Here is a 13,788-nt window from a genome sequence, read left to right as displayed (position 1 = left end):
ACACAGCCCTCAAGCCGGGCTGGTTTTAGGCTTCAGATTGCGCGCATACCACGGTCGTTGCGGCACGCGGCGGAACAGGCCGGCGAGTTTGTCCTCGTCGGTGATGAAGGTGATGCGCAGCGCCAGCTTCATGGTTTCCGGGTCCATTTCCACGGTTTTTCCCGTCTGTAATCCCGGCGTGGTGCTGCAACCATGGGTGCTCGGCCCCAGCCACGGATCATCGACCTCGACCCACCGCCCCGGTGCGAACCAGTGCACGCCATTGACTTGCAGGCGCGTGACTTCACCCGGATGGAAACGCTCGTGGGCGCGAAACCAGTCTTCGATCCGGTCATCGATCCAGCCATGGAAGTGCCAGAACGCCGGATTGACGTGGGATGAGAACGGATCGCCGAGGAAGTCGTTTTCGGCGTTGTACCAGCGTGCGGCGAAGTCCGCCGGATCGCGAGCAAACGGCACCGGTTGGCCATTGGATGGATCGCGCGGTACTGACGCCCAGCGCATGTGCAGCCAGTCATGCAGGCCCAGCTCGACTTCCGAACCAAACTGACCCAGCGTGAGTTTGGCCAGATACGCCGGATCACGGTACTGCGACTCCCAGACCTGGAAGTTGCTTTCGTAAGTCTCGGCGGTCTTGATGTCGCTGACCCACTGACTGAACTCGTCGTCACCTGCGGCCGTCCACGTCGGCGGCAAGGCAGTGCCGTCGTGATTATCGAAATACCGGGCGAAACCGATGCGGTCGCGGATCAACTCCGGTTGCGGCAGCGGGAAGTATTCCCAGGACGGTAGATCCTGCATCGATCGCGCCGTCCCGAGCATGTGTCGGTGCATGAAGAAAAAGTCCACGCCCGAACCGTTGCGATCCTTGCGCGGGCCACGGGCATCACGCTCCTTGTCGCGCGGGCCGGGCTGCCAGCCAATGCCGCGCAGCGCCTCGCGCTTGTCCTCAGGAAGCTTGTGCCACTTGTCCCGGGTCGCATGCCACAACTGGTGGAACAGGCGATGCTCGGGAGAGATCAGCCATGCCAGCAGCGTCGCGTTCAACGGTGTGCGCTCGCGCGCTTCGGGAAACAGGCGTTTGACGGCCACAAAGCGGTTGTCCTGCGCCGGCAGGCTCAACGGCCGGTCAAGTTGCAGCGCTTTGCCGCTGAGGGTGCCGCTGCCGGCATTACCGAAATCGGCCCAGACCTCATCTAGGATCATTTCCAGTTCATAGCCAATCTGGCCATCAGCGCCGATCAGCCGCCAGCTGAGTTTCGCTGCATCGGCCCCTGCAAGATCGCCAAGAATTCGGTAACGAGGTGTCTCGCCAGAGCGCAGACGTTCTGGCGTGTCGAGAAAACCGCAGACACCACGACCCTTCTGGCCGATGTCGAGAAACACTTGCAGGCCCTCAAGCGGTAGACCTTCGAGGCCGGCATCTGGGCCTTCGAAACGGATATCCCAAACCCCGCGCAATGCATTCGCCAGGCGCTGCCCGGCCCTGTCGGCGACGTCGAATGACGCTTCACCCGGCGTGATCGTCGGGTCCGGCTTCGTCCATTCACGATGCCCAAAATAAGCCGCAGGCACGGCAGCGCCCGTCAGCGCCAGGCCCGCCATGAACCATCGTCGAGAAATCTTCATTGCCCTACCTGTGTCAGCCATGAAGCAGGCTTTATCCAAGCTAGAACGTTTGTTGCGCCGGCAAATTTAAGCCGCCGCTTCTGCCTGAGGCGCGCCCGCCTAAATTTCCCTGCCGACTAATCGTTCTTCCCAGATAGCAAAGGCCCCCGCGCCTGCACCTCGATGGCGAACCTGACAGAGATGGCAATGACAAAACCACGTTCGAAAAAGGCTCTATTCATCGGCCTGCCACTGGCCCTGGCAATCAGTGCCGGCGCAGGCTTTGCCGCTTGGCAACACTGGTTCAAGGACGACCTCGGCTACCCGGTCAAAGTCATGAAACAGGCCGATGAACTGCACGAACGCATGCTCTCCTTCGACAGCCATGTCAGCCTGACGCAAAACTTCGGCACCGACGGCCACGAAGCCGACAAGGACGGCGACGGCCAGTTCGATCTGGCCAAGGCCAGCCGTGGACGCCTGTCGGGCGCCGCACTGACCATCTTCGGCTGGCCGGAAATGTGGAACGGCCCGAACGCCCCGCACAAACCGACGCCCGGTTTCGTCGACGAGGCGCGCAACCAGCAGGAGATCCGCTTCAAGATCATCTCCGGCATGGTCCGCGACTATCCCAATCAGGTTGCCATCGCTTATACCGCGGACGACTTCCGACGCCTGCACGGCGAAGGCAAATTCGCGATTTTCATCAGCATGCTCAACGCCTATCCACTGGGTCACGACCTGAACCTGCTGGACATGTGGACGGCGCGCGGCATGCGCATGTTCGGCTTCAGCTACATCGGCAACAACGACTGGGCGGACTCGTCGCGTCCGCTGCCGTTCCTCAATGATTCGCCGGATGCCCTCGACGGTCTCTCGGATCTGGGCAAGCAAGCGGTCAAGCGCCTTAACGATCTGGGCGTGATCATCGACGTGTCGCAGATGTCGACCAAGGCCCTCGAGCAGGTCGCGCAACTGAGCCGGACACCGCTGGTGGCTTCGCATTCGGCGCCGCGCGCGATGGTCGACATCCCGCGCAACCTCAGCGACAAGGAAATGCAGCTGATCAAGAACAGCGGCGGCGTCGTACAGATCGTCGCGTTCTCGCAGTACCTGCGTCCGCTGACCCAGGAAACCCAGAACAAGCTCAACGAAATGCGCAAGGAGTTCGACCTGCCGCCACTGCCGAACCTGGCCATGGCACTGATGCCCGGCGACCCGATCATTGCCGCCTGGTCCGAACAGAAGTTCGGCCAGTACGCCGGCCGTCTCTACGGCATCCTCGAAGAAGAGCCGAAAGCCAGCCTCAAGGATTTGGGCGACGCCATCGATTACGCGGTGCGCAAGATCGGCATCGACCATGTCGGCATCAGTTCCGACTTCAACGAAGGCGGCGGCGTCAAAGGCTTCGAGAACGTCGGCGAAATCCACAACGTCACCGCCGAATTGATCTCGCGCGGTTATTCCGAAGCCGACATTGCCAAGCTGTGGGGCGGCAACTTCCTGCGCGTTTGGGATCAGGTCGAGAAAGCGGCGAAACCTTCGCTGGCCGCTGCGCAGGGAACCGCCAAGCCATGAGCAATCGTCGTGACTTCTTGAAACAGGCCGGGCTTCTGGCGGCGGCGCTGCCGCTAGGTGCGGGTCTGCCGAATCTCGCCAGCGCCTCAGCCGTAGCGCCGCAGCCGCGCAACAAGTGGGCACAGTTGCAGCAACTGTTCGAGCAGGACCCGGACTACCTGCACTTCTCCAATTTTTTGGTCACCTCGCACCCCAAACCCGTGCGCGACGCCATCGAAATGCACCGCGCCGCCCTCGACAAGAACCCCGGCCTGGCGATGGACTGGGATCTGGGCGTGATCGAACAGCGCGAAGAAAACGTGCGGGGCTGGGCCGGTCGCTACTTGCAGGCCAATGCCAAGCAGATCGCCCTGACCGGCAGCACCACTGAGGGGCTGGCGACGATTTATGGCGGTGTGCATGTTCGCGCCGATCAGGAAATCCTCACCACCGTCCACGAGCATTACGCCACCCACACCATCCTCGCCTTGCGCACCGAACGCGACGGCACGCGGGTGCGCAAAATCCCTTTGTTCAAGAATGTGTACAGCGCCAGCAAAGCTGAAATCCTGGCCGCCATCGACAGCGCCATTCGCCCCGAAACCCGCGTGCTGGGGATGTGCTGGGTGCATTCGGGCAGCGGCCTGAAATTGCCCATCGGCGAAATCGGCGCCATCGTCGACAAGCACAACCGTGGCCGCAGCGATGCCGACCGAATCATCTACGTCGTCGATGGCGTGCACGGTTTCGGCGTCGACGACCTCAGTTTTGCGCAGATGAACTGCGACTTCTTCATCGCCGGCACCCATAAATGGATGTTCGGCCCGCGCGGCACCGGCATCGTTTGCAGTCGCTTCGAAGAGGTCAGATACGTCGCCCCGATCATTCCGACGTTCTCTGAAGCAACGGCGTTTTCCACCACCATGACGCCCGGTGGCTACCACTCGTTCGAGCACCGTTGGGCGCTCGACGAAGCCTTCAAATTGCACCTGCAACTGGGCAAGGCCGAAGTTGAAGCGCGCATTCACGCCCTCAACAGCTACCTGAAAAAACACCTGCAACAGCGCCCACAGATCGAACTCGTCACGCCACTGAGCCCTGAACTGTCCGCCGGATTTACCTTCTTCCGGGTCAAGGGCAAGGACAGCGACAAGATTGCTGCGTACCTGATGGCCAACCGCGTGGTGGCCGATGCGGTCAACCGCGACGTCGGTCCGGTCATCCGTACCGCTCCGGGGCTGCTCAACGACGAAGCACAAATCGACCGTTTGCTGGCCGTGCTAGACCAAGCCCTTTGAGCCCGAGTGATCCCTTTTTCCTTTTAGCGAGACCCCGCAATGAAAAGTGAACTGCGTCGACTTTCCGTGAAGACCCTGCCGGCGCTGATGCTCACCGCCCTCGCCGCCGGTCTGCTGCCTGGCGCCGCCCAAGCCGCCACCCCACCTGCGCCGGGCAAGGTATTCAAGGACTGCAAGGACTGCCCGGAAATGGTCGTACTGCCCACCGGCACTTTCACCATGGGCACCCCGGATGACGAAGTCGGCCGCGAGCCTGACGAAGGCCCGATGCACCCGGTGACGTTTGCCAAACCGTTGGCGATCAGCCGCTTTCAGGTGCTGCGTGGCGAGTGGGATGCGTACCTCAAGGACACCGGCTACAAAATGCCCGACGGCGACACTCGCCCCGGCCGCGCCTGCAAGGCGGGCATCCCTGATTATCAGGGCAGTGACCCGCGCAAGCAGTACACCGACAAACATCCTGCGGTGTGCATGGACTTCCCTGAAGTCGAGGCCTACGTGGCGTGGCTGTCGAAAAAGACCGGCCAGCAATATCGGCTGGTCAGCGAATCCCTGCGTGAATACGCCGCCCGTGGTGGCAGCACCGGCCCGTTCCCCTTCCCGTTCGACGAAGGCAAGGAATACAGCATCGCCAAACACGCCAATACCTACGGCGCCGGCGACGGCTACAACTTCACCGCACCGGCCGGCAGCTTCCCGGCCAACGCCTTTGGCGTCTACGACATGCACGGCAACATCTATGAGTGGACGGCCGACTGCTACAACGAAAACTACGTCGGCGCACCAAGCGATGGCAGTGCCTGGTCGAGTGGCAAATGCGAAGTTCGCCGCATCCGTGGCAACGACTGGGGTGAAGCACCGGTGTTCTCTCGCTCGGGCAATCGTAACGCGACGTTCACCGATACCCGCGGCGACTGGATCGGGTTTCGCGTAGCCCGCGATCTGTAAGCCCCTCGCCCGGCTAAATTAGCCGTCCTGCCAGTCGTTTTACAGGTGGGCGCGAACCGTCAAGGCGCGCCACCGCCTTCTACGTCACCCAGGCGAAGTCCGCAGCCGATGCCGGCCTTCGCCGCTCTTTCAAGCAGGGAACCTCCATGAGCAAACCAACACGCGGGGTGATCAATGAATTGTTCGCCCTGCTCAAACCCTTTCGGCTGATCGTCACCGTCTCCGTCCTGCTCGGCATGGTCGGCGGTCTGAGCGTCACCGCATTGCTGGCGACCATCAACAGCGTGCTGCACAGCGAAGGCGATCTGACCGGCACCATGGTCGCGATCTTCGCCGGCCTGTGCCTGCTGGCCCTGACCACTTCGATATTTTCTGACATTGGCACCAATTATGTCGGCCAACACATCATTGCCAAACTGCGTAAAGAGCTGGGCGAAAAAGTCCTCTCAGCGCCGATCGAACAGATCGAACGCTATCGCAGTCATCGTCTGATTCCGGTGCTGACCCACGACGTCGATACCATCAGCGACTTTGCGTTCGCCTTCGCCCCGCTAGCGATTTCGATGACCGTTGCCCTCGGCTGCATGGGCTATCTGGCGATGTTGTCATGGCCGATGTTTCTGCTGACAGTCATCGCTATCCTGATCGGTACGGTCGTTCAATACATTGCTCGCGGGCGTGGCATGCAGGGCTTCATGAAGGCTCGCGACTACGAAGACGAACTGCAAAAGAGCTACCACGCCGTCGCTGAGGGCGCCAAGGAGCTACGCATCCATCGGCCGCGCCGGCACCGAATGTTTGTCTCGGGCATTGAAGGCACGGCGGACAAGATCTGCGACACCCAGGTGCGCTCGGTGAATATTTTCGTGATCGCCAAGACGCTCGGTTCGATGCTGTTCTTCGTCGTGATCGGCCTGGCGCTGGGCCTGCAATCGCTGTGGCCGAACGCCGATAAAGCGGTGATGAGCGGTTTTGTGCTGGTGCTGCTGTATATGAAAGGTCCGCTGGAACACATCATTGCCGCGCTGCCGATTGTCAGTCGCGCGCAGATCGCGTTCCGTCGTATCGCCGAGTTGTCCGAGCAGTTTTCCTCGCCCGAACCGCACCTGCTGCTCAACGACCAAGGCAATAAAAAGACACCGGTGCACAGCCTGGAACTGACCAACGTTTCGTACAGTTTCCCGACCGTACAAGGCGCGACGCCGTTCCGTCTCGGGCCGGTGAACCTGAAAATCGAACAGGGCGACATCGTCTTCATCGTCGGCGAAAACGGTTGTGGCAAGACCACCCTGATCAAATTGCTGCTGGGCCTGTACGCGCCGCAACAAGGTGAAATCCGCCTCAACGATCAAGTGGTCACCGCCCTGACCCGCGACGACTATCGCCAGTTGTTCACCACGATCTTCGCCGACTACTACCTGTTCGACGACGTGGTTCAGGGCGACACGCATATTCCGGAAGATGCCAACCAATATCTGCAGCGTCTGGAGATCGCCCACAAGGTCAGCGTGCGCGACGGCTCATTCACCACCACCGACCTTTCGACCGGCCAACGCAAACGTCTGGCTCTGATCAATGCCTGGCTGGAAGAACGGCCGGTGCTGGTGTTCGACGAGTGGGCCGCCGACCAGGACCCGACCTTCCGCCGCATTTTCTATACCGAGCTGCTGCCTGACCTCAAGCGTCTGGGCAAGACCATCATCGTCATTTCCCACGACGATCGTTACTTCGATATCGCCGACCAACTGGTGCGCATGAACGCCGGCAAAGTGGTCACTGAGCTTCAACCCGCCTGATTGTGAAAAATTTGTAAAAAAAATGCGTTGAGCCTTTCCGGTTTTCGGAAGGCTCAACGTCTTACTTACAGTTAATAGAAATAGTTCTCAGTCAACACTTTGAAGAGTAGAAGAACAATGCCCGCACCGCACGGACTCCACCCGCTCGCCAAGGCTCTGCTGATCCGCCGCTCCTTGCGTTCCACGTTGCCAGCGCTTTGCGCCATGGCCCTGACCTTGCCAATCGCAGGTCAGGCTCAGGCCGCCGCCGTGGCGATCAATATTCCTGCACAGTCGCTGGGGAGCGCCTTGCAGGAATTCGGTCGCCAGACCAACCTTCAGGTGCTTTACAGCCCGGATGAAGTGAGTGGTCTGCGCAGCACCGCCGTCAGCGGTAACCTGGAACCAACTGCCGCCATCGCGCAATTGCTCAAAGGCACCGACATCGCCTACAGCGTTCAGGGCAACAACGTCGCGTTGCGCGGCCGCAGCAGCGGTGCAAGCCTGGATCTGGCACCGACCAGTATTTCCGCCACCGCGGAATCGGCCTGGGGCCCGGTTGACGGAATCGTCGCCAAGCGTAGCGCCTCCGGGTCCAAGACCGATTCGTCGCTCAAGGAAATCCCGCAGACCATCAACGTCGTGACACAAGACGAAATCAAGATGCGCGGTTCGAAGTCGGTCACCGAAGCCCTGCTTTACACACCAGGCATGACCGGCGGCGGTTTCTCGGACCGGGTGAAGATTTTCGACGAGCCGACCTCCCGTGGTTTCTCCCCTACTCCGCTGTACCTCGATGGTCTGCACATGCCATACGGCGGCGGCAGCACCGGCGGTTCGCTGCAAATCGACCCGTACACCCTGGAGCGAGTCGAAGTGCTCAAGGGCCCGGCGTCGGTACTTTACGGGCAGAACCAGCCTGGCGGCATCGTCAACATGGTCAGCAAGCGTCCGACGGCTACCCCGCTGCATGAAGTGAAAATCGGTGGCGGCAGCTATGACCGTAAATACGGTGCCTTCGACTTCGGTGGCCCGATCGACGATCAGGGCGAATTCCTCTATCGCCTGACCGGCGTGTTCAACGACAGCAGTTCGGCCATCGACTACGCCAACCAGAACCGCATGTTGCTGGCGCCAAGCCTGACCTGGCTGCCGAACGACCGCACCACCATCACCGTATTCGGTCAGTACCAGAAAGATCACGACGTACCGGAAGCTCAAGGTCTGCCAGCCTTTGGCACGGTCAAAAGCACCTCTAACGGGCGCATCAGCCGCAGCCGCTTCATCGGCGAACCGGACGTGAACAAGTACCACCGTGAACAGTTCGTCGTCGGTTACGAAATCGCCCACGAACTCAACGACGTCTGGACCCTGAAACAGAACGCTCGTTACGCCGACGTCAACGACCAGTACGTGGCGCCGCTGCACGGCTATTCGTTCCCGACCAACCCGGTCACCGGTCTCAACGACAACAGCTTCCAGAGCCGTTACGCGGTGGACTGGTCGCAGCACAACAAGGTTTACGGCATCGATAACATTGCCCAGGCCAAGTTCAAGACTGCCGATATCGAGCACACGGTGCTGCTGGGCGTGGACTACTACCACTCCAACTCAAAGTTCCTCGGTCTCTATGACCGCACCGCGCCGGGTATCGACCTGTACAACCCGGTGTATGGCAGCCAGATCAACTTCCGCCAGCCGTACAAGTGGGATAACACCATTACCCAGACCGGCCTGTACGCTCAGGATCAACTGCGCTGGAACCAGTGGTTCCTGACCCTCGGCGGTCGTTATGACTTCGCCGAGACCGACAACAAGCAACCACTGACCGGTGGTCACAGCAACCAGAAGGACGAGAAGTTCACCGGTCGTGCCGGCCTTGGCTACGAGTTCGAAAATGGCATCACGCCTTACGTGAGCTACGCCGAATCGTTCCTGCCGCAAACCGGTACCGACATGAGCGGCGGCGCATTCGAACCGACCACCGGCAAACAGTACGAAGTCGGTATCAAGTACGAGCCGACGTTCATTGATGGCTTTATCCAGTTGTCGGCTTACCAGATCGATCAGGACAACATGCTCACCTCCGACCTCGACAATCCGGGTTTCAGCACCCAGAGCGGCACCGTGCGCTCCCGTGGTGTCGAGCTGGAAGGCAAGGTCAATGTCACCCAGAACCTGCGCGTACTGGCTTCGGTGTCGCGTAACCAGACCAAGTGGGAAAAAGACAACGACGGTCGCGAAGGTCGCACCCTGGCGATGCGTCCACCACTGACCGCGTCCGCCTGGGTCAACTACGACTTCGACGTCTCCACTGCCCTGGCCGGTTTCGGTATGGGTCTGGGTGCACGCTACGTGCGCAGCAGCTACGGTTCGGACTACGAGTCGGACTCCTTCCAGATCCCGTCCTACACCGTGTATGACGCCATGGTCTCCTACGACCTGGAAAAATCGCCGCTGCACATCAAAGGCGTGAAGCTGCAAGCCAACCTGCAGAACCTCACCGACGAGAAATACGTTGCCGCGTGCAACAGCACCCTCGACTGCTACTACGGTGAAGGCCGCACCATGACTGCTGACGTGACCTACAACTGGTAATACGCTCTGCGCTCACTGAAACGCCGGCATCTGCCGGCGTTTTTTTTGGTTGGGGTTGGGGTTGGGTGTATATCCGTTGCTGCGGGTGTTGCTGATTAGGGTTCCGCCCTTACGGCGGGTCACCTTTTCCAAACGCCGAAAAGGTAACCCAAAAGGCTTTACCCTGACGTACGGCACTTCGCCTAGGCTCAGTGTTCCCTCGCTACGGTGTCCATCCGGGGGCATCGCCTACGGTTTGCTTCGCTGCACCTCCTCTCGATGTGTGCGGCTTCGCCGCACGGCGCTGCGCGCCTACCCCCTGATGAACACCTCCGCTCGGCCTGCCGATGGGCTGAAGAGCAAGATCAAAAGCCAAATCCAAAGCAGATCAAAAGATCGCCCGATCGCGGCCCGAGCCTTCGGCAACTCCTACAGGGAATGAGTCGCCCCGCCAGAGCTTGGTCGGCTGTCAGGCCGCCATCGCTGGCAAGCCAGCTCCCACAAGGAATTGAGTACACCCCGCACGCGGCGCATGCCGCCCCACTCAACACAATGAGCGTTAGCTCGAGTACCGCTTTTGATCTCAGAGCCCGTCGGAAGGCTGAGTGGAGGGATTGATCCGGGGGTGGGAGCGCAGCGACCGTTTGGCGAAGCCAAACACATCGAGAGGAGGTGCAGCGAAGCAAACCGGAGGCGATGCCCCCGGATCAATCCCGCAGCGAAGGAACCCGAGCCACAGCGAGGGCCGAACGTCAGGGCACAGACCTTTGGTTACTTTGGGGCGTTTGCCAAAGTGACCCGCCGTAAGGGCGGAACCCTAATCAGCCGTTACCGAAGCAACGGATATTCACCCATCCCTTCAAGCCACAGCAAACACCTCTACCAAGCGCTCAGCAATATGCAGCTGAGCCTCCTCGGCCTCATCAATGATCGCGCCCATGCGCATGAAATCGTGGGTCATACCCTCATACACCTTCAATTCCACCTCAACCCCCGCCGCCTGCAAATGACGCGCATACGCCACGCCCTCATCGTGCAGCGGATCGCATTCAGCCAACACCAGCAGCACCGGTGCCACGTTCGCGCTGACCTCTGCCAGCAACGGTGAGAAGCGTGGGTCGAGACGATCGCTGACCTCGCGTTGATAGTGCTCGTAGAACCAGTGCAGCGAATCCTTCTCCAGCAAATGCCCTTCGCCAAAACGCTCGATCGACGGCGTGCTGCGACTGGCATCAGTGACCGGATAAATCAGCACCTGCAAGCGCGGCGATACGGCGGCATCCGCCAGTTGTGCGGCGAGTACCGTGGCCAGGCTGCCGCCGACGCTGTCACCGGCAATTGCCAGGCGCGCGGCGTCGATGCCCAGATCCTGCGCGCTGGCTACCAGCCAATCCCAGGCATCACGGGCATCATCAGCCGCCGTTGGAAAACGAAACTCAGGCGCCAAGCGATAAGCCACCGAAAGCACCACACAATCAGCCATCGAAGCCAAAGCCCGGCACAGCGAATCATGGGAATCGAGACTGCCGACCACGTAACCGCCGCCATGGAAATACAACAGCGCCGGGCGACCGGCACCTGCATTCAAAGGCTGATTGCTGTAGATCCGTGCGTTCAGGCGCGTGCCGTCGCGCACGGGCAATTGCAGTTCATCCACCACTTGCAGCTCTTCACCACCGGCATCCATCAACAACGACGATTGATCGAATTGTTCACGGGCTTGTGCCGGGCTCAGCTCATGCATGCCGACGCGCTTGCCACTGGCCCGGCCGTTGCCGACCAGTTGCAGAAACGCGGCGATATCAGGGTTCAACGACATTCAAATCTCCAGACCGGTCGAACGCCATCAGGCGCCCGAGCGGTTTTTCAAGTTCAGAGCAAGTTCAGGACATGGCTACTGGTTCAACGATCTCGCCGAGCATTTCTTCAGCCTCGGACAGGAAAGTTTCATCGCGCGGGATCTGGAAGTGCCCGCAATCGAGCCATTCGCCGCCCATGCCTGGCTGTTCGAGTTGCACCGCCAGTTCCATCGCCTCCTCTTCGCGACCCAGGGTCCACCAGCAGATCGGATTGACCACCAGCGGTGCACAGCGATCCAGTTGCAACGACAGTTGCTTGAGCCGGCGGGCCACGCTGAACACATGGGCCAGTTCATCGGCGCCCAGTGCCACGTAGGTTGAGGCGTTGCGTTCGGCGCTTATGGCCGCGGCGAACAATGCACGCAGGTTCTGCGGCGTTTCTTCGCCGTCGATGCTCAAGCCCGGCGCGGCGTCCGGCAGGGTCACCCGCAGGAAGTCACGCAGATCGGCCTGCCAATCATCCACCGCCCCTTCGTTGACCTTGGCGGATGGCACAAAGCTGTCCACCAGACCGACGAATTTGACCGTCTGCCCCGCCTGTTCGAATTGTGCGGCCATCAACATCGCCAACGTCCCGCCCAGCGACCAGCCCAGCAGATGGTAAGGCCCGTGCGGCTGTTTCTCGCGGATCTGCGCGACGTAATTGCTGGCCATGTCCTGCAACGAAACATCGTTGAAAGCCGGATCGAGCAACATCCGCGACTGAATCGCCAACACCTGACGGCGACCGCCCAAGCGGCGCGCCAATGGCTCGTAGTCGAACACCGTGCCGAAGCCCGCGTGAATGCAGAACAGCGGCGCAACACCTTTGACCTCAGCGTTCATCGCCAGCAGCCCGGAAGTTTTTTCAGCAGCGCCCTGCACGCTGGCCACCAGTTCGGCGATGCTCGGTTTCTGCATCAGGTCGCGCAGTTTCAGGCTCAGGCCCTGGGCCTTGAGTACGCGGCTGCGGGCCACGACTTGCAGACTGAGGATAGAATCGCCACCCAGTTCGAAGAAGTTGTCGGTGAGCCCGACGCGCTCGATTTTCAGCACGTCCTGCCAGATCTTCGCCAAGGCTTTTTCCAGCTCAGTGCGTGGTTCCACGTACGCCAGACGCTGTTCAGCGTCCGGGTTCGGCAGGGCCTTGCGGTCGAGTTTGCCGTTCGGCGTCAGCGGCATGCGCTCAAGCACCATCAAATGCGCAGGCACCATGTAATCCGGCAGGCAGGCCTTGAGTTGCTCGCGCAGGCGTTCGCACAAACCGTCTGCCGGGGTATCGGAAGCGGCCAGCACATAGCCGAGCAGTTGCTTGCCGCTGACACCCTCGCGGGCCACCACGGCGGCGTCACGCACGCCCGGCTGCTGCTTGAGACGCGCCTCGACTTCACCCAGCTCGATGCGGAAACCACGGATTTTCACTTGGTGGTCGATTCGTCCGAGGTAGTCGACGGTGCCGTCCTCACGCTGGCGCACCAGGTCGCCGGTACGGTACAGGCGACTGCCATCGGCGCTGAACGGGTTGGCAACGAAGCGCTCCGCAGTGCCGCCGGCACGTCCCAGATAACCGCGAGCCAACGCGCCACCGAGGTACAGCTCACCGGCAATGCCGGCCGGCAGCGGATTAAGGTCGGCATCGAGCACATAACCGCTGCGCTCACCGACCACACTGCCGATCGGCGCGTAGGCCGCACCGCACTGATCGTCAGCACCGGCCTTCCAGATCAGCGGCGTCACCACGGTTTCGGTCGGGCCGTAGCCATTGATGATGTAGTGCGGTTTGAGGGCACGTTTGGCCAATTCGAAACTCGCCACCGGCACCGCATCACCGCCGAAGCAGTAGATCCGTACCGGCGGCGGGTTACCGTGCTGCTCGGCGTGCTCGGCCAGTTGCTGCAAGTACACCGGCGGGAACGCCGCCACGGTCACGCCATGCTCATGCAGAGCGTTGTAGGTCTGCTCGGCCGTCCACAGGCTGTCGTCACGGATCAGCAAGCGCCCGCCATGTGTCAGGGTGGTCAGCCAGCGCTCATGCGCGCCGTCGAACGCGAACGACATGAAGTGCAATTCGCAGTCGGCTTCGCTCATCTCATAACGCTGACCGATGGCCTGGCAGTGCATCGCCAACGGTCCATGCGCCACACCGACACCTTTCGGCTGGCCGGTGGAACCGGAGGTATAAATCAC

8 protein-coding genes (1 of these 8 only partly in view) are annotated in these 13,788 nt (G+C 60.9%); 5 read left to right on the top strand and 3 right to left on the bottom strand.

Features of this window, described 5'->3' with window-relative positions:
* Nucleotides 1-9: 9 nt before the first annotated feature.
* Nucleotides 10-1,629, bottom strand: coding sequence for a pyoverdine maturation tyrosinase PvdP (pvdP, locus tag ACA069_RS10045; RefSeq protein ID WP_497617279.1), 1,620 nt, complete (start codon nt 1,627-1,629; stop codon nt 10-12).
* 186 nt (nt 1,630-1,815) lie between these two features.
* Between pvdP and pvdM the strand changes: the two genes are divergently transcribed.
* The 5 genes from pvdM to ACA069_RS10020 all read left to right on the top strand — a co-directional run bounded on the left by pvdM (nt 1,816) and on the right by ACA069_RS10020 (nt 9,784).
* A complete protein-coding gene (pvdM, locus tag ACA069_RS10040; protein ID WP_497617277.1) occupies nt 1,816-3,186 on the top strand; it encodes a pyoverdine-tailoring dipeptidase-like protein PvdM in 1,371 nt (456 codons plus the stop codon).
* Nucleotides 3,183-4,463: a pyoverdine-tailoring periplasmic protein PvdN gene (gene pvdN / locus ACA069_RS10035; RefSeq protein WP_497617276.1), complete on the top strand. Its 1,281-nt coding sequence runs from the start codon at nt 3,183-3,185 to the stop codon at nt 4,461-4,463. Before pvdM ends, pvdN begins: the two co-directional genes overlap by 4 nt.
* A 39-nt stretch (nt 4,464-4,502) precedes the next feature.
* A complete protein-coding gene (gene pvdO / locus ACA069_RS10030; RefSeq protein WP_497617274.1) occupies nt 4,503-5,411 on the top strand; it encodes a dihydropyoverdine dehydrogenase in 909 nt (302 codons plus the stop codon).
* A gap of 146 nt (nt 5,412-5,557) precedes the next feature.
* Nucleotides 5,558-7,207 carry a cyclic peptide export ABC transporter gene (locus ACA069_RS10025; RefSeq protein ID WP_497617272.1) on the top strand — a complete coding sequence of 550 codons (1,650 nt, stop codon included), beginning with the start codon at nt 5,558-5,560 and terminating at the stop codon, nt 7,205-7,207.
* 117 nt (nt 7,208-7,324) lie between these two features.
* On the top strand, nt 7,325-9,784 hold the full coding sequence (locus tag ACA069_RS10020) for a TonB-dependent siderophore receptor (protein WP_401265577.1): 2,460 nt from the start codon (nt 7,325-7,327) through the stop codon (nt 9,782-9,784).
* 838 nt (nt 9,785-10,622) lie between these two features.
* On the opposite strand, the gene ACA069_RS10015 is transcribed toward ACA069_RS10020, so the two are convergent.
* Nucleotides 10,623-11,582, bottom strand: a complete 960-nt coding sequence (locus ACA069_RS10015; protein WP_497617269.1) for an alpha/beta hydrolase — start codon at nt 11,580-11,582, stop codon at nt 10,623-10,625.
* A 64-nt stretch (nt 11,583-11,646) separates the two neighbouring features.
* A protein-coding gene (locus ACA069_RS10010) for a non-ribosomal peptide synthase/polyketide synthase (RefSeq protein WP_497617267.1) crosses the window boundary here: on the bottom strand, nt 11,647-13,788 show its 3' end. Its footprint extends 12,849 nt past the window's final position; 2,142 of the gene's 14,991 nt are visible here — the last part of the coding sequence; its start codon lies off the right edge, out of view; its stop codon occupies nt 11,647-11,649.

The sequence above is a fragment of the Pseudomonas sp. LBUM1652 genome, assembly GCF_059716105.1.
Note: the sequence above shows the minus strand (reverse complement) of the source record. Positions and strands in the feature narration are given on the sequence as shown.

Excerpts from the sequence above, each read along its gene's own strand:
- pvdP (WP_497617279.1), bottom strand. The coding sequence starts at position 1,629 with ATGAAGATTTCTCGACGATGGTTCATGGCGGGCCTGGCGCTGACGGGC.
- ACA069_RS10025 (WP_497617272.1), top strand. The coding sequence starts at position 5,558 with ATGAGCAAACCAACACGCGGGGTGATCAATGAATTGTTCGCCCTGCTC.
- ACA069_RS10015 (WP_497617269.1), bottom strand. The coding sequence starts at position 11,582 with ATGTCGTTGAACCCTGATATCGCCGCGTTTCTGCAACTGGTCGGCAAC.
- ACA069_RS10020 (WP_401265577.1), top strand. The coding sequence starts at position 7,325 with ATGCCCGCACCGCACGGACTCCACCCGCTCGCCAAGGCTCTGCTGATC.
- pvdM (WP_497617277.1), top strand. The coding sequence starts at position 1,816 with ATGACAAAACCACGTTCGAAAAAGGCTCTATTCATCGGCCTGCCACTG.
- pvdO (WP_497617274.1), top strand. The coding sequence starts at position 4,503 with ATGAAAAGTGAACTGCGTCGACTTTCCGTGAAGACCCTGCCGGCGCTG.
- pvdN (WP_497617276.1), top strand. The coding sequence starts at position 3,183 with ATGAGCAATCGTCGTGACTTCTTGAAACAGGCCGGGCTTCTGGCGGCG.